The sequence below is a fragment of the Marinobacter nitratireducens genome, from assembly GCF_000708045.1.
GTDB lineage: Bacteria > Pseudomonadota > Gammaproteobacteria > Pseudomonadales > Oleiphilaceae > Marinobacter > Marinobacter nitratireducens.
In genome coordinates, this window is record NZ_ANIE01000005.1 from 279,905 (window position 1) to 303,194 (window position 23,290).

20 protein-coding genes are annotated in these 23,290 nt (G+C 56.9%); 14 read left to right on the forward strand and 6 right to left on the reverse strand.

Annotated elements, in window-relative coordinates; all coding sequences use genetic code 11:
- Positions 1-36: 36 nt before the first annotated feature.
- From D777_RS08380 to epmB, 3 genes are all read right to left on the reverse strand, one after another.
- Complete coding sequence (locus D777_RS08380) at positions 37-2,121, reverse strand: EAL domain-containing response regulator (RefSeq protein ID WP_036130544.1); 2,085 nt, start codon at positions 2,119-2,121, stop codon at positions 37-39.
- Between the two features lie 115 nt (positions 2,122-2,236).
- Complete coding sequence (locus D777_RS08385; protein ID WP_036130546.1) at positions 2,237-4,045, reverse strand: hypothetical protein; 1,809 nt, start codon at positions 4,043-4,045, stop codon at positions 2,237-2,239.
- A gap of 254 nt (positions 4,046-4,299) precedes the next feature.
- Entirely contained in the window at positions 4,300-5,334 is a 1,035-nt protein-coding gene (gene epmB / locus D777_RS08390) for an EF-P beta-lysylation protein EpmB (RefSeq protein ID WP_036130548.1), read from the reverse strand.
- Positions 5,335-5,379: 45 nt separating this feature from the next.
- On the opposite strand from epmB, the gene efp reads away from it, so the two are divergent.
- Together efp and epmA are read left to right on the forward strand one after the other, a co-directional pair.
- A complete protein-coding gene (gene efp / locus D777_RS08395; RefSeq protein ID WP_036130550.1) occupies positions 5,380-5,955 on the forward strand; it encodes an elongation factor P in 576 nt (191 codons plus the stop codon).
- Positions 5,956-5,962: 7 nt separating this feature from the next.
- Positions 5,963-6,928 carry an EF-P lysine aminoacylase EpmA gene (epmA, locus tag D777_RS08400; protein WP_036130553.1) on the forward strand — a complete coding sequence of 322 codons (966 nt, stop codon included), beginning with the start codon at positions 5,963-5,965 and terminating at the stop codon, positions 6,926-6,928.
- A 14-nt stretch (positions 6,929-6,942) separates the two neighbouring features.
- On the opposite strand, the gene asd is transcribed toward epmA, so the two are convergent.
- Positions 6,943-7,797, reverse strand: a complete 855-nt coding sequence (asd, locus tag D777_RS08405) for an archaetidylserine decarboxylase (protein WP_036130555.1) — start codon at positions 7,795-7,797, stop codon at positions 6,943-6,945.
- Positions 7,798-7,974: 177 nt separating this feature from the next.
- Here asd and motA point away from each other — a divergent pair, with 177 nt between their 5' ends.
- Complete coding sequence (motA, locus tag D777_RS08410) at positions 7,975-8,826, forward strand: flagellar motor stator protein MotA (RefSeq protein ID WP_036130557.1); 852 nt, start codon at positions 7,975-7,977, stop codon at positions 8,824-8,826.
- Between the two features lie 26 nt (positions 8,827-8,852).
- The gene (gene motB / locus D777_RS08415; RefSeq protein WP_036130559.1) at positions 8,853-9,809 is read left to right on the forward strand and encodes a flagellar motor protein MotB; all 957 of its coding nucleotides are present in this window, start codon (positions 8,853-8,855) and stop codon (positions 9,807-9,809) included.
- An 11-nt stretch (positions 9,810-9,820) separates the two neighbouring features.
- On the opposite strand, the gene rsgA is transcribed toward motB, so the two are convergent.
- The gene (rsgA, locus tag D777_RS08420) at positions 9,821-10,876 is read right to left on the reverse strand and encodes a small ribosomal subunit biogenesis GTPase RsgA (RefSeq protein ID WP_036130562.1); all 1,056 of its coding nucleotides are present in this window, start codon (positions 10,874-10,876) and stop codon (positions 9,821-9,823) included.
- 247 nt (positions 10,877-11,123) lie between these two features.
- On the opposite strand from rsgA, the gene orn reads away from it, so the two are divergent.
- Positions 11,124-11,666, forward strand: a complete 543-nt coding sequence (gene orn, locus D777_RS08425) for an oligoribonuclease (RefSeq protein WP_036130566.1) — start codon at positions 11,124-11,126, stop codon at positions 11,664-11,666.
- A gap of 6 nt (positions 11,667-11,672) precedes the next feature.
- Here orn and queG read toward each other — a convergent pair whose 3' ends face one another.
- Positions 11,673-12,755, reverse strand: coding sequence for a tRNA epoxyqueuosine(34) reductase QueG (gene queG / locus D777_RS08430; protein WP_036130569.1), 1,083 nt, complete (start codon positions 12,753-12,755; stop codon positions 11,673-11,675).
- A 148-nt stretch (positions 12,756-12,903) separates the two neighbouring features.
- Between queG and D777_RS08435 the strand changes: the two genes are divergently transcribed.
- The 9 genes from D777_RS08435 (at position 12,904) to hflC (ending at position 23,151) form a co-directional block, all read left to right on the forward strand.
- Positions 12,904-14,433 (forward strand): bifunctional ADP-dependent NAD(P)H-hydrate dehydratase/NAD(P)H-hydrate epimerase, encoded by a 1,530-nt coding sequence (locus D777_RS08435; protein ID WP_051669022.1) that lies wholly within the window; start codon positions 12,904-12,906, stop codon positions 14,431-14,433.
- Entirely contained in the window at positions 14,433-14,930 is a 498-nt protein-coding gene (gene tsaE / locus D777_RS08440) for a tRNA (adenosine(37)-N6)-threonylcarbamoyltransferase complex ATPase subunit type 1 TsaE (RefSeq protein ID WP_036130571.1), read from the forward strand. The genes D777_RS08435 and tsaE overlap by 1 nt, the downstream gene beginning before the upstream one ends.
- A gap of 33 nt (positions 14,931-14,963) precedes the next feature.
- The gene (locus D777_RS08445; protein ID WP_036130574.1) at positions 14,964-16,316 is read left to right on the forward strand and encodes an N-acetylmuramoyl-L-alanine amidase; all 1,353 of its coding nucleotides are present in this window, start codon (positions 14,964-14,966) and stop codon (positions 16,314-16,316) included.
- A 20-nt stretch (positions 16,317-16,336) separates the two neighbouring features.
- Positions 16,337-18,259 carry a DNA mismatch repair endonuclease MutL gene (gene mutL / locus D777_RS08450; RefSeq protein ID WP_036130577.1) on the forward strand — a complete coding sequence of 641 codons (1,923 nt, stop codon included), beginning with the start codon at positions 16,337-16,339 and terminating at the stop codon, positions 18,257-18,259.
- A 6-nt stretch (positions 18,260-18,265) separates the two neighbouring features.
- Positions 18,266-19,309, forward strand: a complete 1,044-nt coding sequence (gene miaA, locus D777_RS08455; RefSeq protein WP_036130580.1) for a tRNA (adenosine(37)-N6)-dimethylallyltransferase MiaA — start codon at positions 18,266-18,268, stop codon at positions 19,307-19,309.
- A 33-nt stretch (positions 19,310-19,342) separates the two neighbouring features.
- Positions 19,343-19,594 (forward strand): RNA chaperone Hfq, encoded by a 252-nt coding sequence (gene hfq / locus D777_RS08460; protein ID WP_036130582.1) that lies wholly within the window; start codon positions 19,343-19,345, stop codon positions 19,592-19,594.
- A gap of 116 nt (positions 19,595-19,710) precedes the next feature.
- Complete coding sequence (hflX, locus tag D777_RS08465) at positions 19,711-21,009, forward strand: ribosome rescue GTPase HflX (RefSeq protein WP_036130585.1); 1,299 nt, start codon at positions 19,711-19,713, stop codon at positions 21,007-21,009.
- 79 nt (positions 21,010-21,088) lie between these two features.
- The gene (hflK, locus tag D777_RS08470) at positions 21,089-22,273 is read left to right on the forward strand and encodes an FtsH protease activity modulator HflK (protein WP_036130588.1); all 1,185 of its coding nucleotides are present in this window, start codon (positions 21,089-21,091) and stop codon (positions 22,271-22,273) included.
- A gap of 2 nt (positions 22,274-22,275) precedes the next feature.
- On the forward strand, positions 22,276-23,151 hold the full coding sequence (gene hflC / locus D777_RS08475; protein WP_036130591.1) for a protease modulator HflC: 876 nt from the start codon (positions 22,276-22,278) through the stop codon (positions 23,149-23,151).
- Positions 23,152-23,290 lie beyond the last annotated feature (139 nt).

Sequence of the window (23,290 nt, forward strand, 5' to 3'; positions counted from 1 at the left end):
TTTTATTGTTTCTGAACCTGACTCTGGCTCCCGGGGTTACTGATCCCCGAAATCGTAGTTCATTTCCGGTACCGGAGCCTGCAGGTAGTAACCCTGAATGTAGTTCACCCCGGCCTGCCATAGCGTTGCCAGCACCCCGGCATTTTCCACCAGAGGGATAATGGTCAGCTTGCCAGCGCTTTGTAGGCTCTTGACCATCTCTTTTACCTGTTCTTTCGCCTCGTCGTTCTTCTGTATTTCTTCGGTGAACGACCCATCGATCTTTACGTAATCTGTCTCGATGTGTTTGAGGGTATTGAACGGATTAAGCGCGCAGCCGAACTGACTGATGGAGAGCTTGCAGTGGAGTTCATGGATGGACTTGGTAAACTCCTTCGCCTGCTTCATGAAGTTATTGGCGTCTCCCTCCCGGATCTGGAAAATCAGGGAGTCACCCGGCAAGCGGGCTGCTTTGAGAGCAACGCTGAGCCACGGAGTGAAGGTTTTGTCCTGAAGAGTTTCCGCGGTAATGTTCAGGAACAGCCGGGTATCGTGTCCCCGGGAGCGGTGGCTCGAAAGTTGTTTGATGGTTTGCAGGATGACCCAGCGGTCGATCTTGATCGCGGTGTCGGAAGGCCCCATCGGAGGCAGGAAGTCGTACGGCGACACTTCCTGATCGTCCTTGTCGAGCATTCGCACAAAGGCCTCGTAGTGCTCCTCGCCTTCGCCGCGCAAGTTGATAATCGGCTGGAACAGCAGTTTGAAGCGGTTTTCCTCGAGGGCCTTCTGGATCGCTTCGACGGAATTATTTTCGTCCAGGGACTCGTGGTCTGCCGGGTTGTATACCAGTACGCCGTTGCCCTGGGCGTGCCCCTCCTGCTTCCGAACTTCCGAAGACGCCATATGCGCTCGGCCCATGAGCTCTTCTGCTTTCGGGGAGTTCTCTGTTATCGCCGCGACACCGATGCTGACGGTGAGTTGCACGGTGCGGTCATTGATATCGAACAGATGATCCTCGATGGCCTTCCTGACCTTCTCGCACAGAGCGGCCATGGTCTTTTCATCACTGGGCTGGGCCATGAAACAGAACGCATCGTCGCTCAGTCGTGCAAGCGTTACGTCTTCGCCCGCCTGTTCCTTGAGAAGGTTGGCCAGGTCGCCGAGAAGAAGGTCGGCGCCGGCAATGCCCACCTGGCCTTTCATGCTGATGAAGTTGTCCAGTGCGATGTAAGCGAGAGCACCGGATTCGTTGTCTTTGCCGGCCTTGGCGATGTTCTCCGCCAGAGCCGTCATAAGATGCTGGCGGTTGTAGAGTCCGGTTAGGAGGTCCTGGCTACTGATCTGGCGCAGCTTTTCTTCCAGCTCTGCATCGCTGTGCTCGGGTTGCAGTACAATCTGGGTGCAGGCCTCGCCATCATAGGTGGCTGCCGAAACGGACATGGTGACGCTGAGTTCCTGGTCATCGCTGCGGCGCGCGGTGCAGTTGAAGCTCATGCCATCCTCGCGCTTTTCCGCGAATGACTTCATGAATTCCTTGTACTTGTCCTGGCTCTCGGGAGTCAGCGTGTCAAGCACCGGAATGCAGATGAGGTCGTCAATATCATCGTAGCCAAGAAACTCCATGTAGGACTGGTTGGCGTAGATATGCATGCCGTCATTGATGTAGGCAATGGCGTCCTTGGAACTCTCCAAAAGAAGCTGGCAGCGTTGTTCTGCTTCCCTGAGATGTGAGTCCAGCGCGCGCCGCCGCCGGCGTTCATCCAGTGCCGCCAGTTCCCGGTTAACCACGAGGACCAGGAGGTCCGTGTAGTCGGCCGGAACGGTATCCTGAGCCCCTGCCTTGATGACCGACACTTTGCGCTCACGGCTCTGATCTTCTGTGAGCAGAATGAAGGGAATATCCTTGTCCATGCGTCGAATCATGGCCAGGGCGTCATCGGCGGTGAATTCCTGCTCAATGTCCCGTGCCAGCAGCAAGTCCCAGTTGCCGGCTTTCAGGGTTTCCTCAAGATCTTCTTCTGAGGTAATTCTGTGGGCCCTGGTCGCCTTGCCAGAGTTGCGGAGCAGGCTGACCAATGATTCAGCATCATTCTGGGATGGGTCAAGAATCAGCAGGTGTACGGTCGCGTTCTTCTTCTGCATTCGTTGGGTGTCTCGTAAAGTACTCGTTCACTTACGCTGAATGATGAAGGGGTTGTGTTGCAATAACAACCCTGGCCGCAAGCCGAATGCTCTGAATTTGATGTCAGTTCGATCTTTACAGGGATGGCCAGAGCGAGTCGAATTCGTCTTCGCTGGCGCCTGAGGGTCCTGCCGGGGTTGGTGTCGGGGTCAGAGCTTGTTCGTTCTGCAGCTTAAGCTCGAACTGGCTGACGCTGCCGGTGGCTGAAACCTTCTTGGAAAGCTGTCCTTGATCTTCGCGCCCGTCGTGGAGCATGGAAATCCTGCTGCCTGATTGGAATGGCAGTCTCGGAGTGATCAGTGTTGCCGACTGGTTCACCACGCTGATTTCCGGTAAGAGCAGCCCCCGCAAGTACTCGCTACTGTTGCCAACTTTCTGGATTAGTCTGACACCGCAAGGTGATGCGCTGGGTGCCAGCAGTTCGATACCGACATGGGTGCCCTGATTCTTGATCTGGCGGATCCAGCGCACAATAGCAACGCTCCAGGGGTGGGTATTCTGTTCCCGGACGCCAAGCACTTCACCTGCCTGCAATGAAGCAGGCACATTGGTCTCCCAGGCGACGCAGTAACCTCCGGGGCTGGTATTGATCAGCAGGGCATGGTGCGAGTTTGGCTTGTTCTTCTCTGCAACCTCGCTCGGTGCTGTTCCCATGGCTCCGTGGAAGTTGATTGGGGTATCAGCGGCCTGTCTGGGGCTGTCGCTGGGGCCTGCATCATGGGCGCCGGCCCACGCATCCTCTTTCTTCCGGGAGGCGCGCATAAAGAGATTATCATCGTCCGTATGGTTGCTGTCGTTTCCACTGACGAACTCGGTGAATGTTTTCTCACCGGCGATAAAGTAGTGGGCGGCAGTGAGACCCACGCAGATCTCCAGGGTGCCCTGGCTCGCGATGCGATTAAAGTTCCGTTTGGCCAGAATGCCCAATGCCTGGCTCAGGTGAGTCAGGAGAGTGTCACTGACCTTGGCAGGAATCTGAAGCTCATTGGCCTGATCCGTGCGATTTCGACGTGCGTGCAGTGCGTCAGAAACCCTGGAGGACAAATCCCGTGTATCAAATCCAAAGCTTTCTTCACCGGGTTGCTGATCAAGCAGGCTGCGGTAGACCGGTGGGGTATCTTTCTCCAGGTTGACGACAAACAGGCTGTCGGTGCTGTTATCGGGACCACAGCTGGTGAAATCAGTCCAGTTTTCGAACAACTCATAGGCCTGGATGAGCTCGGGCTGACGAAGTTGATTGGGGCGCGAGCACCCGAGCAACAGAACCCGTTTGTAGCTGTCTGAGACGGAGCTTGAACGACGGTACTGGAGTGTGTCGTCGTCTACCTGAAGGTTGCCGAGCTTGTTGCGATGGGCAAACCGGAACAGCCGATGACATTCCAGCCAGCTCTGTGCGGGGCTCGGGCAGTAGAGTTGGTGGGACCGAAGTATCGTCGCACCAAGCTCTGAGATCGCTCGGTGGGTCACCGTGGCAATCGGTTTTCGGTTTTTCTCCAGGCCACCGTTGTCCAGAAATTCCAGAACGCAAAGCTTGTAACCGGATGCAAGGTGTAACTGCAGTGCCTGGGCCAGGTTGGCAATCTTGCGTTGCTTCTCCGGGAGTGCAACGGCGAGGCCCAGATAGTGCCGCGACAGTTCATTGCATACGAAGTGAATCTTTTCCCGAACCAGCTCCAGGAGCTGCAGGCGTTGCTGGGGGGCAATGAACAAATGGTTAAGCTCAATAATGGCATGGTAGAGCTGGCGCGAGACTTCACCGATGTTGGCCATGGGGAGCTGGTCAACCCATCCTCGAAAGGCTTTCGGCGTGGTGTCGCAAAACGACAGGCTTGCCGTCTTCTGTTCTGGGACTCGCAGTTCTGGTTTAAGAGTCATGCCTTCCATGCCTTCCTTGAGTTCACGCCATTGACAACTGTTCGGGACCTTGGAGCACACTTAAGTTGTCCTGGCGATGAACCTTTGTGCGGACCCATATCCCGAAAACTCCGTAAATACATATTTTTATCGCTGTATATTACTGAACTTTAAAATAGCAAACCTGTCGCAAAAAGCGAAAAGTTCACCAGTTGACAATGTTTGACATGTTGACTGGAGCCGTTCTGAGAACGAGATCACGAGATGCACCGAATGTTCTCGTCTCAGGGGAACAGATTGATCGGTGTCTTGCTAGGTTCGCCGGGAATTTCCCTGACGAGCTTCGGGACCAGAAAGCCGGGCAGTCTCGCGAGCATGCCCCGGACGAGTTGTCGTGCCTCCTCGTCTGATACGTCGTAGTGATGTGCGCCGCTGACGGGATCGAAGGCATGTAGGTAGTAGGGTAACACGCCCGCATCAAACAGACTCTCGCTCAACGCTTCGAGAACGTCGACCTTGTCGTTAACTCCCCTGAGAATGACGCTCTGGTTCAGCAGCGTAACACCAGCTGCACGCAGATAGCCCAGGGCACGTCGGGTATTGTGATCAATTTCGGCGGCGTGATTGATATGCAGCACCATGATGATCTTGAACGGCGCCCTGGAAACCCATTTGAGCAGGCTGTCGCAAACCCGCTGGGGAATCACGACCGGGAGCCGGCTATGGATTCGCAGCCGGCGAATATGGGGCACGGAACCCAGGGCTTTTACCCATTGTTCGAGCAGGCGATCATTAACCGCCAGAGGATCTCCCCCACTGAAAATCACCTCATTGACTTCAGGACTTGACCCGAGAGTATCGATAACGGCTTGACGATCCTCCGGCGAGAGGCGTTGCTCCTCGTAGGGAAAGTGACGACGAAAGCAATATCGACAGTTGATGGCGCATTGTCCGGTGACCATTATCAGAGCCCGGCTTCTGTATTTTCGGATCAGTCCGGTTGACTGAATGGCCACATTTTCACGGAGAGGATCGTTGACAAACCCGGGGGCGACCTCGGTTTCCTCTGTCAGGGGCAGGATCTGCCTGAGAAGGGGGTCGGAGGGGTCGCCTTTGTTTATTCTCGCCAGAAAGGGCTCTGGCACCCGGATGGGGAAGAGCTTGTTACCCGCTCTGGCGCCCTCCAGCAGGGAGGCAGGAAGGTCGAGCCGACGCAGCAATTCCTCGGGTGACGTTACCGATTCGGAGAGCAGTTGTTGCCAGTTGGTGGTGTCGTCTGCAAGGTGGGCTTCTATACGAGCAGGGGTTCGCTGTATCATAGCGACCTTTCATTTTTTAACAGCATTTTGTCAGGTGGACATTTCATGGCTTCATATTCTACCAATGAATTCCGCGGTGGTCTTAAGGTTTTGCTGGATGGCGATCCCTGTATCATCCTCGAGAACGAGTACGTCAAACCGGGCAAAGGGCAGGCCTTCAACCGCGTGAAACTGCGTAACCTGAATTCCAACCGGGTATGGGAACGCACGTTCAAATCCGGTGAGAGCCTGGAAGCCGCAGACGTTGTCGATCTGGATATGGAATACCTCTACACCGACGGTGAGTTCTGGCATTTCATGATGACGGACGGTTCCTTTGAGCAGCACGCGGCTGATGCCAAGGCTGTTGGTGATACCGTCAAATGGCTCAAGGAGCAGGACGTATACACCGTCACTCTCTACAACGGCGCGCCTCTGAGTGTTACCCCGCCGAACTTTGTCGAATTGGAAGTTGTTGACACCGATCCCGGGATGAAAGGTGATACTGCCCAGGGTGGTTCCAAGCCTGCCACTCTGTCCACCGGTGCGGTCGTAAATGTACCGCTGTTTATCACCATCGGCGAAGTTCTCAAGGTGGATACCCGCTCCGGTGAGTATGTCGGCCGCGTGAAAAGCAGCTGATCCGGTTATGACCTTACCTGTCTGGCGGCCAACGGCTGAACAGACTGCGCTGAAAGGCCGTGCACGGCAACTTGCCTATGTGCGCGGCTTTTTTGCTGATCGCGACGTGCTTGAGGTGGAAACCCCGGTGCTCGGTCGGCATGGCGTTACTGATCTCAATCTCGACAGTATTTCCGCCGATGTGTCTGTGCAGGGCCAGAGTGGTGGCTGGCTGCAGACGTCCCCCGAATATCACATGAAGCGCCTTCTTGCGGCCGGCTCTGGGCCGATCTTTCAGGTCTCGAAGGTCTTCCGTGATGGCGAGAGGGGGAGTCGCCACAACCCTGAATTCTCCATGCTGGAATGGTATCGGCCGGGATTCGACGATCAGGCGTTGATGAATGAGGTGGCGGATCTGGTCTGTGGTTGGCTCGACTGTGACAGACCGAAACAGCTGACCTATCGGGATGCCCTCATCACGTTGGCCCAGGTAGATCCGTTTGAAATCTCCGACGAGGCGCTGAAGCAACGTTGTGAGGAATGGCTTGATCCGGCGCAATTGGCAGATATGGGCCGAGATGGCTGCCTGGATCTGATCATGAGTTTTGTGGTGGAGCCGAATCTGGGGCGTGCCTGTCCGGAATTTCTTACCGCTTACCCGGCTTCACAGGCAGCCCTGGCCCGGACCTCTGAGCACAACGGTGAGCGAACGGCTCACCGTTTCGAGCTGTATATTGATGGTCTCGAGCTTTGCAACGGGTATTGGGAGTTGACGGATTTCTGTGAGCAGCGTCGGCGGTTCGAGGTTGATAACCACTTGCGTGAGCAAGCCGGAAAGCCAGCGATGGCAAAGGATGAGGCGTTTCTGGCAGCCATTGAAGCTGGCCTGCCCGATTGCGCCGGTGTGGCCCTGGGGCTGGATCGCCTACTGATGCTCAAGCTTGGCACCCGGGATATTGCCGAGGTTTTGAGCTTCCCGTTTGAAAGGGCCTGACGGCCCCTGACCGATCAGTCGAGACGGCCGAATGCCTCGCCCATGCGGACAGACTTGCCAGCGATCTGATCGTCGTTCCAGCGAACACTGCCTTTAGGCATGACCATGACCACGGTCGATCCCAGCCGGAATCTGCCCATTTCCTCACCCTTGGCGAAGGTTCTGGCGTCTTCCCCCTGGTAGCGGGTGGCTGTGACCTGATTGCCGCTGGGGACAACGACCCCATTCCAGACCGTTTCCACGCTGCCCACAATCATTGCGCCGACCAGCACAAGGGCCATGGGCCCGGCGGCCGTGTCAAAAATGCACACCACACGTTCATTGCGGGCAAACAGGTTGGGGACATTCTCTGCGGTGACCGGGTTAACCGAAAACAGTTTGCCGGGGATATGAATCATTTCCCGCAGGGTGCCGGCCATCGGCATGTGAATGCGATGGTAGTCTTTGGGGGAGAGGTAGATGGTGGCAAATTCGCCCTCCGCAAACTCCCCGGTCAGGCGCTGGTCGTCTCCGAGAAGCTCGTTCAGGCTGAACGACTGTCCCTTGGCCTGGAAGATCCGATCCTCGTTTACCTGGCCCAACTGACTGATGGCCCCATCCACCGGACTGACAAAGGTCTCGTCGCCACCAGCAAGCGGGCGCAGGCCCGGTTTCAGCTCGCGGGTAAAAAACGCATTGAAGCTCGGGTAGGCTTCCGGATTCGATTCCAGGGCCTCGCTCATGTTGACGCCGTACCGGTCGATAAACCATTTAACGACGCGATTTTTCAGCGCCGGTGTTCTATCGTAGTCAGCCAGACGGCCGGCAAGGCGGGATACCGCCAGCTGCGGAGTAAGGTACTGGCTCAGAACAAACAGTTTATCTTTCATTAATGGGTGACCCTTTGCGCTTGAAGGCGCGAAGTTTAGCAAAGACTGGCCAGTGTATAGAAATTGTTTCATGGCTTCGCGGTTGAGCGGGAGCCTTGCTATTATCTGGACATATTTCCGGAGAATCTGTCCGGCTTCCGTCGATAACCAGAAATTACAAGGGCGTTAGTTCTTTTCATGCTTCTCATTATTGGTGCAGTTGTCGTTTTTGCCTGTGTGATGGGCGGATACGTTCTCCACGGCGGGAATCTCCTGGTTCTCTGGCAGCCGACGGAAATACTGATTATTTTCGGCGCGGCTGCGGGGTCCTTTGTTATCGCGAACCCTGTGCATACGATCAAGGAAGTGTTCAAGGCCGGCATGCGGCTGCTGACAGGATCGCCTTTCAACAAGTCCTACTACATGGATCTGCTGAGTCTCCTCTACGAAATCTTTGATAAATCCCGGAAGCAGGGCGTGATGTCGATTGAGGAGGATATCGACAACCCCGAGTCCAGCCAGATTTTCAGTCGCTACCCGGCTATCATGAAATCCAAAGAATTGTTGGCCTTCATTACGGATTACCTGCGAATCATCAGCGCCGGCAACATGGCGACCCATGAACTCGAAGGCATGATGGAGAATGAGATAGACAGTCGGCAGCACGAACTGGAAGAGCCGGCCCACGCGGTAAACAAAATTGCCGATGCCCTGCCGGGGTTGGGGATAGTGGCCGCGGTGCTGGGCATCGTAATCACGATGAACTTTCTTTCGGAGGGGCCCGAGCGAATTGGTCTGAGTGTTGCGGCGGCTCTTGTGGGTACCTTTCTGGGTATTTTCATGGGGTATGGCTTTATCGGACCGATGTCGATATCGATGGAACACACCGCCAAATACGAGCTTAAAGCCTATGAGTGCGTGAAGTCCTCGCTTGTGGCAACGGTGTCCGGGCAGGCGCCGCAGATGGCTATTGAGTTTGGCCGGAAGGCTCTGCCGACGGACAAGCGTCCCGGTTTCCAGGAGCTCAACGACCACGTTCGCTCAAAGTAACTGGTTAAACGAACCGGAGCTGACCCTTGGAAGACCAGCCGATCATCATCAAGCGCAAGAAGGTGGTTGCAGGCGGCCACCACGGTGGCTCCTGGAAAGTCGCTTTTGCGGACTTCGCGACCGCCATGATGGCGTTCTTCCTGGTGCTTTGGCTCACGGCCACTGCGTCTCCGGAGCAGAAGCGCGCAGTGGAGGGCTATTTCAAGGACCCGGTTGGGTTTACCGAAGGCGGTTCGCCTAACCCCGTGGATCTGGAAGGCAGCGCGTCCGTCGTGAAAGAATCGTCGATGGACATCGAGCGTAGCCAGATCCAGATTGAGGATGAGGTTGTCGATGAGCTGTCCGAAACCCTTGAGCAGCGTCGGATGCAGGAGCTGTTTCAGGAATTGAAGGATCGTATCGAGCAGAACCAGACGCTTCAGGAGTTCAAGGATCAGCTGCTGATCGACATCACCGATGAGGGGCTGCGAATCCAGATTGTGGACCGATCGGGCCGTCCCATGTTCGACAGCGGTCGGGCAGAGCTCAAGTACTATTCCCAGAACATCCTGTTCGAGCTGGCCAAGACTCTGGGCTCGGTGGATAACAAACTCAGCATCACCGGCCATACGGACTCAACGCCATTCAGCGGGCGCCCGGGCTATACCAACTGGGAGTTGTCAGCGGATCGCGCGAACACCGCCCGCCGGGCGCTGGTGGCCGGTGGTGTGCGGGCTCCCCAGATTGCGCGGGTTGTGGGCTTGAGTGATTCGGTGCTGTTCGATAAGGAAGATCCGAATGCCCCGGTCAATCGCCGAATTTCCATCATTGTGCTGAATAAGAAAACCGCTCAGGGCATCCGCTCAAGTGCCGGTGGTGGCGAGCCTCTGATTGATCTCACGAAGCCGTCTGAGGCGGAGCAACAGCAAGCCAGAGACAAGCTGGAAAGCGGAGATTGGCTGGAGGAGAAGCCGGAGCCGCAGCCCGGCGAGTTGAGTTGGTGAGTCCAGCAGTTTCAGTCTATTTTCAGTCCCCGAGCCTGCTGCTCAGCCATGTCCTGAAGGATACGGTGGAAGCTCCGTAGCCTTTCCGGGCTGATTCTTCCCGCCTTGGCGGCAGCGTCAATTGCACATCCGGGATCCCCCATATGACGGCAGTTGCGGAACTTGCAGTGGCCGATCTCCTCCCGGATTTCCCGGAAACCATATTCAATCTCCTGGGGCGTCATGTGCCAGAGACCGAACTCCCGTATGCCCGGCGAATCAATCAGCTCGCCGCCAATTGGGACATGGAACAGCTTCGCTGTGGTTGTGGTATGAACGCCTTTGCCAGTGGCCTCTGAAACTGCACCGACACGAATCACTTCATCTGGCATCAGGGTCTTGATAATTGACGATTTGCCAACACCGGATTGCCCCACGAACACGCTCGTTTGCCCCTTCACCAGAGCCTCGACCTCGGGCGATGGTTTGTCACCGGACTCTGCGGCAGAGGTGCGTACAATCTGGTAGCCCAGGGCCTCATAGCGGGCGAGCAGGGCGTTTATCTGCTCGCGGTTGTCATCGTTTATCAGGTCGGTTTTATTGAGCAGGATCACCGCCGGAATGTCCGTTATCTCAGACGAAACGAGATAGCGGTCAATCAGGCTATCGTGAGGTTCCGGTTCTGGTGCGATCACCAGAATGATGTGGTCGATGTTGGCGGCAACTGGTTTCAGGGCGCCAAAGTTATCCGGGCGTTGCAGTAGATTCTGTCGGTCACAGCGAGCGACAATTACCCCGGTTTCATTCTGCCCGGGGCGCCAGACTACCCGATCACCGGTGACCAGGCTGTCGATGTTGGCGCGGACAAAACAGCGCACGACTTTCCCGGCGTTTTCTCCTTCCAGACCTTCAACATCAAGCTGCTGGCCGTAGTGAGCAATGACTAACCCTTCCTGCTCCGGCCCGAGCTCGCCCGCTTCGGCCTGGGCCTGAATGGCTTTCTCCTTGCGGGCTGCGCGGGCGGCCCGTTCTTCCTGGACTTTCCGGATGCGGAATTGCTGCTGCTTGTTGAGTCGACGCTTCGCCATAAACTGGTCAGATAACCTGATGAAAGTTTTACCGTTGGTGTGCCATCATACGCGAAACTCCAATGTTCGGCGCGCTATACCACTCGGCAAGCAACGCCAAACGTTTGAGTGGCGCTGGGGACCGTTCTTCCGAGAATGTCGGAGGCCATGGATGGCCGGAGTCAAGCGCACATGGATGTGCTCGTAGCGGTTCTCGGAAGAACGGTTCTCAGTGCCACCTCCACCCAAGTTTAGAAGGCAACAAACCATGGCAGAAAACGATCGTCTGGTCTGGATCGACCTCGAAATGACCGGCCTAGATCCGGAAAAAGAGCGGATTATCGAGATAGCAACCATCGTCACCGATTCAGAGTTGAATCTCGTAGCGGAAGGCCCGGTGATCGCCGTGCATCAGCCCGACAGTCTGCTGGATGCGATGGACGAATGGTGCACCAACACCCACGGTGCCAATGGGCTAACCCAGCGGGTGAAAGAGAGTTCAACCTCAGAGGCAGAAGCGGAGCAGCAGACTCTGGACTTCCTTGCCAAGTACCTGGAGCCGGGTAAATCACCGCTGTGCGGTAACAGCATCGGTCAGGATCGGCGCTTCCTGGTGAAGTATATGCCGAAGCTGGAGGCCTTCTTCCACTACCGGAACCTGGATGTGTCCACCATCAAAGAGCTGGCGCGGCGTTGGCGGCCGGATGTTCTGGCAGGTGTCAAGAAGCAGGGCAGTCACCTGGCATTGGATGATATTCGGGATTCCATCAACGAGTTGCGTCATTACCGGGAGCAGTTTTTCAAGCTGTAAGTGCGGCTAGTTGATGCCGTGGCGCTTCAATGCCCACAGCACGTGTTCGCGGACCATCTCTGACGGATGGTCTGCTCTTTTCTTCAAGGCTTCTATCACAGGGATGGTGGATGGGGCATTGCCAAGGCCGACCGCGAGATTTCTTAGCCAGCCTTCGTAGCCTGTCCGGCGTATTGCCGAACCTTCTGTACGTTTCAGAAATTGCTCCTCAGTCCAGAGAAACAGCTCCGCCAACGAGCTGTTTTCGAGCCTGTGTCTTGGTTGGAAATCTGTTTCCCGGGTGGGTTTGCTGAATTTCTGCCACGGGCAGACCAGTTGGCAGTCGTCGCAGCCAAACACGCGGTTGCCCATCAAAGGGCGTAGTTCTTCCGGGATAGTGCCCTTCGATTCGATGGTGAGGTAACTGATGCAGCGTCTGGCGTCCAGCAGGTGGGGGCCGACGAAAGCGTCAGTCGGGCACAGATCCAGGCAGGCTGAGCAGCTGCCGCAGTGGTCTGTGTCGAAAGGGGTGTCGATTGGCAGCGGTGCGCTGGTGAAGATCTCGCCCAGGAAGAAAAATGAACCGGCCTTTGGGTGGATCAGCATGTTGTTCTTGCCTATCCAGCCGAGTCCTGCTCGCTGAGCAAGAGCTCGCTCCAGTACAGGCGCGCTGTCCACAAAGGCGCGGTAATCGAAACCACTGACGGCTTCGTCAATTCGACTGGCCAGTGTGGCTAACCGTTTGCGAATCAGCTTGTGGTAATCGCGGCCGAGCGCGTAGCGGGTAACGTAGGCTGTTTCCCGGTTAGTGAGTGCTTGTTTCGGGCTGTCTGGAGCGGGCAGGTAATCCATGCGTACCGAGATGACACGAGCGGTTCCGGGTACCAGTGAGGTCGGGGTGTAGCGTTTGTCGCCGTGGTGACCCATGTACTCCATATCACCGTGATAACCTTTGCTCAGCCAGTCCTGGAGACGCCGGGCATGCACGCCAGTATCAGGCAGAGTGATTCCGATATCCGAAAATCCCAGTTCCCTGGCCCAGGTACGGATTTCGGCGGTCAGTTTTTCCAGCCGTTGGTCTGGGAGCGTTGTATTGGAGGGTGCTGTCATCTGGCCTAATGAACGTGGCTGCTGGGGTGGCATCCACCCTGCTATTAATTAATCTGATTAAGTTATGACCTTTTTGCCTGTTTTGCTATGCTTTACAGGTATCTGGCCATTTTTCTTAAACCGGTTTCTGTAACGGGAGCACAGGCGCATGGCGTCGTCCGCTGTGAGCAGTTTACCAGACGCGTTGTTTTCCGCCGATGCCGTGCGCGCAATTGATCGATATGTCATTGATCAGCAAGGTGTTGACGGTTTTGAACTGATGCAGGCCGCGGCCCGGGCGGCGTTCCGCAGGCTCGTGCAGACGTGGCCGGAGTGTGGGCCCATGCTGGTTCTCTGTGGTGCCGGGAACAATGGTGGTGACGGTTATCTGGTGGCAGCCAATGCCCGGCGACATGGGCTTGATGTGCGCTGTATTGCCGTGGCAGCGGTGGAGAAGTTGTCCGGTGATGCTCGCAAAGCCTGGCAGAGGGCCGTGGACGATGGTGTGGCTGTGTCAGCCCTGGGCGAGCTTGATGAGGCGGTGCTGGATGAATTGTTTCTCGACGCCGGTGTTATCGTCGATGCAATGCTGGGAACTGGGGTCGCAGGCGCGCCGAGAGAACCGTTTGCCGGTCTCATCGTACGCTGCAATCGTTCGTCAGCACGGGTTTTGGCCGTTGATCTGCCGTCAGGGTTGAACGCGACAACCGGAGCAGCCGAGGGCGACGTTGTTAACGCCGATATGACGGTCACATTCATCGGCCTCAAGATTGGTCTTTTTACCGGGCAGGGGCCAGCAGTCACCGGTTCGGTAGAATTTGACAGCCTTGGTGTGGAAGACGGAGCAGCCCAAAGCGGCGAACAGTCTGCAGGAATTCGTCGGGATTGGTCATCAACCATGACATGGCTGCCCGCAAGGCCAGCGAATGCGCACAAAGGGCGTTTCGGCCATGTGTTGGTGATCGCCGGTGACCGGGGGTTTGGCGGTGCCGGATTGATGGCCGCAGAGGCGGCCGGTCGTTCGGGGGCGGGTCTTGTGTCGCTTGCGACGAGACCAGAGCATGTATCAGCAGCTCTGGCGCGGTGTCCCTCTGTCATGGTTCATGGCGTGATCCATGGCTCGGAACTGCCGCTTCTGCTGGAGAGTACTGATGTCGTAGTTTGTGGCCCGGGTATCGGGAGAGGCGCCTGGGGGCAACAGATGCTGGAGCAGGTTATCGCCAGCGGCAAGCTTCGGGTTCTGGATGCTGACGCACTGAACTTGATGTCGTCCCGGGTGCCGGTTCGCGCAGATGAGCATATCCTGACACCTCACCCGGGAGAGGCAGCGAGGTTGTTAGGGTGTCTGGTGCCGGAGGTGGAGGCGGACAGAGTAGCGGCAGCTAAAAAGCTGCAGTCGCTCTACGGTGGAACGGTGCTCCTGAAGGGAGCGGGAACCGTGGTTGCCTCGGGAGCCGACGCCGTGGATATTGTCAGTGGCAGCAATCCTGGCATGGCGACGGGGGGCATGGGAGATGTCCTGGCTGGTATGATCGGTGCGCTGTTCGCGCAAACCGGGGAACCCACCCGAGCTGCCGTCATTGGTGCTTGTGCGCACATTGAGGCAGCCTGTCGTGCTTCCGGGGAAAAGGGATACATGGGATTGCTGCCGACCGATGTGATTGATGCGCTTCCTTCGGTCTTTAAGGAGTCTGAATAATGACGATTTTCGGGAATGAGCGCCGGCTCTACCTCGAAGGCGAAGGTGAGACCGAGAAGCTCGGCCGCGAACTGGCACAGCTGATCAGCAAATCCGGCCATGGTCTGATTATTTACCTGGATGGTGATCTGGGTATGGGTAAAACCACGTTAAGCCGTGGGATCATGCGTGGTCTGGGGCATGAAGGTGCGGTCAAAAGCCCGACTTACACGCTTGTTGAACCATACGAGGACCTGCAGCCGCCGGCCTACCATTTCGATCTTTATCGTCTGGGAGACCCGGAGGAGCTGGAATACATGGGTATTCGTGATTATTTCTCTGGTGAAAGCCTGTGCCTGATTGAGTGGCCGGAACGGGGGCACGGACTATTGCCTGAGCCGGATCTGGAGATTCACCTTGATCGTGAAGGGCAGGGGCGGTCTGCTGTTTTGCGTGTCCATTCCGAGCGCGGTGTGGCAATGCTCAATGAACTCGAACTGTTCGGGCCGGAAAAATAGAGGTCCGGGAAAACGATAAGACGGAAGTTCCGTATGACTACACAGAATTTTAGCATCAGGGCTGTTACGGTTCTCATCGCGTCCTTGTTGCTGCTGGTTTCGGTGGCGGTTGAGGCGGGTAGCCGGGTTGAGGGTGCCCGAGTCTGGCCCGCACCGGATCACACAAGGCTCGTCCTCGATGTCGCCAATCGGGTCGATCACAACATTTTTTCACTGAGCGGTCCCGCTCGGTTGGTGATTGATCTCAAGAATACGGATCTGAAAACGGACTTTGGCAATCTGGATCTTTCCGGTAGCCCGATCCGGCGCATCAGAAGCGCGCCCCGAAATGGCACGGATCTTCGTGTTGTTCTTGACCTGAAAACGGATATCAAGCCCCGAAGTTTTCAGCTTGATCCTAACGGGCAATATGGCCACCGGTTGGTGGTGGATCTGGTGGACGAAAGTGGTCGCCGAGTCGACAAGCCTGCCAAACCCACGGTCACCCAGGAGGCCGCCGGAAAACGGGACATTGTGGTGGTTGTCGACGCTGGACACGGTGGTGAAGACCCGGGAGCGACAGGTCCGAGGGGGACCCGTGAGAAAGACGTCGTCCTGAAAATGGCGAAAAATCTTGCCAGCCTGATCAACAAACAGCCGGGATATACCGCCAAGCTGACCCGTACCGGCGATTACTACATCGGACTACGCAACCGGACGCTGTTGGCCCGAAAGCATAATGCGGATCTGTTCGTGTCTGTGCATGCCGACGCCTTCCGGACGCCGCAACCAAAGGGTGCCTCCGTCTTCGCACTTTCCCAGCGTGGAGCCACCAGTGAGACTGCCCGTTGGCTGGCGCAGTCTGAGAACCGGTCGGATCTGACCGGTGGTGTTTCACTTGATGGGCGGGACGACACGCTGGCGGGCGTACTGCTTGATCTGTCCATGACCGCGAGCATTAATGCGAGTCTCGGTGTGGGCAGTTCCGTGCTGGGAAATCTGGGTAAGGTTGCCAAGCTGCACAAGTCCGGTGTTGAACAGGCGGCTTTTGTGGTGCTGAAATCGCCGGATATCCCGTCAATTCTGGTAGAAGCCGGTTTTATCTCCAACCCGCAGGAAGAAAAGAACCTGTCAACTCAGTGGTACCGCAACAAGCTGTCAAAAGCGATCTTCAGTGGTATCGAAGAGTACTTCCAGAAGACGCCTCCCCCGGGAACATTGCTGGCCTGGAAGAAACAGCAGCGTCGTGGCAGTTCGTCGGTCAGCCAATACCGTATCCAGCATGGAGATACGTTGTCGGCGGTGGCGCGGGAGAACGAAACAACGGTCAGCGAGTTAATGCGGTTTAACGGCTTGAGGGATGACCGTGTTATGGTAGGGCAAACCATTCGTATTCCCGCATCCTGATCAAGAGGTTTTTCCGTAACATGCCCCACATCCAATTGCTCTCGCCGCGGCTCGCGAACCAGATTGCCGCGGGTGAGGTGGTTGAGCGTCCCGCATCGGTCGTCAAGGAACTGGTTGAAAACGCCCTCGACGCCGGAGCTAACCGGGTTGATGTGGACGTGGAACAGGGCGGCGTCAAACTGATCCGGGTTCGGGACGATGGCTGTGGTATCAATGAGAATGACCTGCCGCTGGCCCTCAGTCGACACGCCACCAGTAAGATCTCCAGTCTTGATGACCTTGAAGCCGTTGCCTCGCTCGGGTTTCGGGGGGAGGCGCTGGCCAGTATCAGCTCTGTATCGCGGCTGTCCCTGACCTCCCGGACGATTGAGCAGGAGGCGGCTTCCCGGGTTGAGGTTGAGGGGCGTGATATGGATGCCCGGATTTCACCGGCGGCCCATCCGGTGGGTACCACCGTGGAAGTCCGGGACCTGTTCTTCAATACCCCGGCTCGGCGCAAGTTCCTCCGAACCGAGAAAACCGAGTTCAATCACGTCGAGGAATGTGTCCGACGTCAGGCCCTGAGCCGGTTCGATGCGGGCTTTACCCTGCGGCATAACCAGCGCACGGTGCAGAGTCTGCGGCCTGCCGAAACCCCGCTGGATAAAGAGCGCAGAATTGGTTCTTTGTGCGGCCAACAGTTTATCGACAACGCTGTGGTGATTGATGCCGAGGCGACCGGGCTTCGGCTGTGGGGGTGGGTAGCTTTGCCTACGTTCTCCCGCAGTCAGGCGGATCTCCAGTATTTCTTCGTGAATGGTCGGGTGATTCGCGACCGCCTGGTGGCCCACGCCGTGCGTCAGGCCTATCGGGATGTGCTCTATAACAACCGCCACCCCGCCTTTGTGCTCTATCTTGAGGTGGACCCGGCCACGGTGGATGTGAATGTCCATCCGACCAAGCATGAAGTGCGTTTCCGGGACGGACGGCTGGTTCATGACTTTATATTCCGTACCTTGCACAAGGCGCTGGCCGACGTGCGACCGGATGATCATCTTCGGGGCGCAGTGGCGCAATCATTTGGTCGGGAAGCCGCGACACCGGGTGCTGTCGGGACCGGTCAGGGAGCACCGGAGTCAGCCGGGGCATGGGCTTCGCCACAGTCCGGGCAGATCAATCACCAGGCAGTACCTTCCGGGGTCGTCTACGGCGAACAGTCCGGGGCGAGTGCGCCGCAGCAGGAGTGGCGTGCAAGCGATCAGATGGCGTTTTACCAGTCGCTGAACTCGGGCGGCGGTGTCGATCATGGGCAGCCACAGCAACCGACACCTGCTCCGATCACCACGCCGGAACTGACGCCCCCTGTCAATGGTGATGAGGAGCCGCCGCTGGGCTACGCGATTGCCCAGCTACACGGCATCTACATTCTCGCGCAGGGCAAGGCGGGCCTGATTGTCGTCGATATGCACGCGGCCCATGAGCGCATCACCTATGAGCGTATGAAGCGGGCGCTGGCTGAACAGGACCTGAAGAGTCAGCCTTTGCTGGTGCCGCTGTCTCTGGCCGTCAGTCAGAAAGAGGCGTCGCTGACCGAAAGTCATGCGGATGAATTGCAGAAACTTGGCCTCCAGATCGAGCGGATAGGTCCGGAAACCCTGGCTGTCAGGCAGGTTCCGGCGCTGCTGCGAGGCGCTGACAGCGAGCAGCTGGTGCGGGATGTACTGGCAGATCTGATCGAGCACGGTCAGAGTGACCGGGTCGAAGCGGTTACCCACGAGTTGCTGGGAACCATGGCCTGTCATGGCTCGGTTCGTGCCAATCGGCAGCTGACGATTCCGGAAATGAACTCCCTGTTGCGGGATATGGAAGCCACTGAGCGCAGTGGGCAGTGTAATCACGGACGCCCGACCTGGACCCTGGTCACCCTGTCCGAGCTCGATAAGCTGTTCCTGCGAGGGCGGTGATCGACAATGACTGAGCAGTCGCAGCACCCGGGGGAGCGCCCGCCAGCGATCTTCCTGATGGGGCCCACGGCGTCCGGAAAGACCGATCTGGCTATCGAATTGTGTGAACGTCTGCCCTGCGACATTATCAGTGTCGATTCGGCGATGATCTATCGGGGAATGGACATCGGGACAGCCAAACCCTCAGCCGGGGAGTTGGCGAAAGCGCCTCATCGCCTGATTGATATCTGTGACCCGTCAGACACCTATTCAGCAGCGGATTTCCGACGTGACGCGCTGGCTGAGATGGCAAAGATCAGTGCAGCCGGGCGGATTCCCCTTCTGGTGGGCGGCACCATGATGTATTTCAAAGCGCTGCTGCATGGGATGTCCGGATTGCCGTCGGCAGATTCCGCACTGCGGGCGCAACTGGAGAATGAGGCGCGGGACCGGGGTTGGCCGGCACTGCATCGTGAGCTTGAAGACAAGGACCCGGTGGCCGCCCGCCTGATTCATCCTAATAACCGGCAGCGACTGATGCGCGCTCTGGAAGTGATTCGCCTGACTGGAAAACCGATATCGTCGTTTTGGGCGTCGGACGCGTCGACGCAGACCAGCGCCAGGGAGGATGGAGTCGAGGATTACACCTATTTCACCCAATGGCAGGCAGACGAAACTGATTCGCTTCCGTATACTGTAATGCAGCTTGCCATGGCACCATCCGAACGGCGAGTGCTTCACGAAAGAATTGAGCTGCGCTTCCTGAAGATGCTGGATGCCGGGTTTCTTGATGAAGTGCGTGCTTTGATGGTCAGGGGAGACTTACACCCTGATCTACCCTCCATGCGTTGTGTCGGTTATCGCCAGGCCTGGGGTTACCTCGCCGGCGAGTATGACTATGACACATTTGTAAGCAAGGGCGTTGCTGCCACGCGCCAGCTGGCCAAACGGCAGTTAACCTGGTTGCGGAAATGGTCCGATGTTGAATGGCTGGGCAGTGATGCCAATATTATCACTAAGGTAGCCTTGAAAAAAATCGAACAACGCACCACATTTAAAGCTGGATTTTGACGATCTGCATCTACTAAAAACAGGAGAAAACACATGTCAAAAGGGCACTCATTACAAGACCCTTACCTCAACGCCTTGCGCAAGGAACGCATCCCGGTTTCGATCTTTCTGGTCAATGGCATCAAGCTGCAGGGCCAGATAGAGTCTTTTGACCAGTTTGTGATTTTGCTGAAAAACACTGTCAGCCAAATGGTCTACAAGCACGCAATTTCAACTGTGGTTCCTGCGCGTAATGTGCGCGTCCCGCAGCAAAACCCGGCAGGTGAAGGTGAGTCGGAAGACTGATCTCCCCGGCATTGATGGTTTGACACCCGCGTTTCCGAAGAGCCTCAGGGTTCCGAGGGGCGCGGGTGTTTGCTTTAGGGGAACTCAATCCAGATTACTATCGGAGTTTATTCCACTTGTTTGAACGTCCCGATGTCGGTGAACGGGCGATACTCGTCCATATCGATTTCACATCCCACGACGAAAGCGAAGATCCCGATGAATTCCAGGAGTTGGTCAGCTCGGCTGGCGTTGAAGCCGTTGCGGTTGTCACTGGAAGTCGCAAACAGCCCAGCCCCCGCCTGTTCGTAGGTGAGGGCAAGCTTGATGAAATCCGGGATGCCATTTCGGCCTATGAGGCCGATGTTGTTCTTTTCAATCACGCCCTGAGTCCCAGCCAGGAGCGCAATATTGAACACGAGCTGAAATGCCGTGTGCTTGACCGCACTGGCGTCATTCTCGATATCTTTGCCCAGCGGGCCCGTACCCACGAAGGTAAGCTGCAGGTAGAGCTGGCTCAGCTGGAGCATATGTCGACTCGACTGGTCAGGGGCTGGACGCACCTCGAGCGCCAGAAAGGCGGTATTGGTTTGCGCGGGCCGGGTGAAACCCAGCTCGAGACGGACCGGCGCCTGTTGCGCGAGCGCATCAAATCAATCAACAAACGTCTTGATAAGGTTCGGCGGCAGCGAGACCAGGGTCGGCGAGCTCGGAAGCGTGCGGACATTCCCACCGTCTCCCTGGTCGGCTATACGAACGCGGGCAAGTCCACGTTGTTTAATCGTGTGACGACATCCACGGTCTACGCGGCGGACCAGCTCTTTGCTACATTGGATCCGACGCTGCGCAGGCTGGAACTTCCTGATATTGGTCCGGTCGTAATGGCCGACACGGTCGGCTTCATCCGGCACCTGCCCCACAAACTGGTGGAAGCGTTTCGCGCAACCCTGGAAGAATCCACGGAGGCATCGTTGCTGCTTCACGTGATCGATTGCCATGATGATCGCCGAGACGACAACATTGAGCAGGTTGAATCGGTGCTGGCAGAGATTGGTGCCGACGAAATACCTGTGTTGCAGGTGTTTAACAAGATTGATCTGCTGGAGGACTTTGCACCTCGGGTTGATCGGAACGAAGAAGGTATCCCGGTCAGGGCCTGGGTTTCGGCGGTCAGTGGCAAGGGGCTGGATGAATTGTTTGACGCCATCGTTGAACGATTGGCGGAAGACGTCGTACATCACTTTGTACTGCTCGGCCCGACCGACGGCAAGCTGCGAGCACTGTTGCATGAAGCAGGCTCGGTGTTGAGTGAAACATACCGCGACACAGGTGATACTGTGTTGGAGATTCGATTGCAGAACCGCGACTGGCAACAGATACTCAGTCGTGCGGGGGCTAACGAAGACTCTTTGCGTCTTGAGCAGGGCCCGGCCTGAAAAGGGTCAGCTATTGCCGGGGGGCGCAATAATCCCTAGTATTTGCAGCCATTATACTAAGTCAGGAACGGAGAGAACTATGGCCTGGAACGAACCGGGTGGAAATCGCAACGACAATGATCCCTGGGGTACCGGTGGTGGTCGTCGTGGCAACGATCAGGGGCCACCAGACCTTGATGAGGCGCTGAAGAAAGGCCTCGACAAGCTCAACAAGATGTTGGGCGGTAAAGGCGGAAACTCTGGTGGTAGCGGCGGCTCCGGCAGCAGTGCTGGCGGCTTTGGCGCCATACTCGCACTCGCCGGTATTCTGATCGTCGGTTATGTTGTGTTCCAGTCGTTCTACACCGTGGACGAACAGGAGCGCGCCGTTGTCCTCAGGTTCGGTGAATACAACCGCACTGAAAGCCCGGGTTTGCGATTCAAAGTGCCTCTCATTGACGACGTCACCAAAGTGCGTGTGACCAACGTGCGCACAGCGGAATCGACCGGCCAGATGCTGACCCAGGACGAAAACCTGGTTACGGTGGATCTGCAGGTGCAGTATCGCGTGTCCAACGCCCAGGCGTACGTGCTGAATGTACGGGATTCAAACCAGGCACTGGCGTTCGCCACCGACAGCGCACTGCGCCACGAGGTGGGGAGTTCCTCGCTGGACGATGTGCTGACCGAGGGACGTGCCGAACTGGCTGTACGGGTTGAGCAGCGCCTTCAGAACTTCCTGGAGGAATACGGAACCGGACTCGAAATCGTGCGGGTAAACGTCGAGAGCACGCAGCCTCCAGCGCCCGTTCAGGACGCTTTCCGTGAGGTTCAGCGCGCTCGAGAAGATGAGCAGCGTGTGAAGGAAGAGGCTGAGACCTATCGCAACAAGGTTGTGCCGGAGGCCCGGGGTAAGGCTCAGCGAATGATTGAAGAAGCCAACGCCTACAAGGCCGAAGTGATTGATCGCGCTCGTGGTGAGTCCGCTCGATTCCTCGAACTGTTGTCGGTTTACGAGAATGCACCGCAAGTCACCCGTGACCGTATGTACCTGCAGACGCTTGAGTCTGTGCTGTCGAACAGCAGCAAGATCCTGGTGGATACGGAAAGCAGTGGCAACATGATGTACTTGCCGCTGGATCGCCTGACCCAGGGTGCTCTGTCGCGGTCGCAAAGCCAGATGTCCTCAGGGTCCAGCGACTCAGTGGATATCCAGAATCTGGCGGATGAGGTGATCCGGGAGATCAACTCCCGACAGTCCAGCAGTACTAGGAGGAGCAGATAATCATGGGACCTAAAGGTGTAGTGGGTCTTGCAGGCGCCCTCATTGTTGTCCTGCTGGTGTTGTCGAGCGTTTACATCATTCCGGAAACCCACCGGGGTGTCCTGCTTCGGTTCGGCGAGCTGGTTGAAACGGATATCCAGGCCGGTATCCACTTCAAAGTCCCGGTCATTGATCAGGTACGCGAATTCGATATCCGGGTGCTGACCATGGATCTGCCGTCGAGGCAGTATCTGACCGTTGAGAAGAAGCCGCTGGACGTGGATTCCTACATTGCCTGGAAGATTCGGAATGTGGATCAGTTCTACCGGGCAACCGGTGGTGACGAATACCGCGCTCAGTCCCTGCTGCTGTCCCGTGTGGACAATGGTCTGCGGGATGAGTTCGGTGTGCGCACCATGCATGAGGTTGTCTCGGGGCAGCGTGATGAACTGATGCATACCCTGCGGGACCGGGTGAATGAAACCTCGGTGGATGAGTTCGGCATTGAAGTTCTGGACGTTCGGGTCAAGGCCATTGAGCTTCCGGGGCAGGTCAGTAACAACGTCTATCGCCGGATGGCCACAGAGCGTGAGAAGCTGGCCCAGGAATTCCGCTCACGGGGTAAGGAGTTGGCCGAGGGTATCCGTGCAGATGCTGACCGTCAGCGCACGGTGGTCCTGGCGGAAGCCTTTGCTGAGTCTGAGCGGACGCGCGGTGAAGGCGATGGTCAGGCGGCCAAGATCTACGCTGATGCGTATGGTTCGAACGCTGAATTCTACAGCTTCTACCGTAGCCTCCAGGCCTACGAGAAAACCTTTGCCAATAAGGACGATATCATGGTCATTGATTCCGACAGTGACTTCATGAAGTTCCTCAAAGACCCTCAGGGCGCGCGCTAACCCCCGCCCCGGAGATGGTTAAAACCGGAATACCTTGGTATTCCGGTTTTTTTGTGCCGGCCAACCGTGTAGAATTCTGGCGGTTTTGTTCCGGGTTTCTCGGCCCGGATTGTGCCCTAAATCCTGTAATCCCCACGGC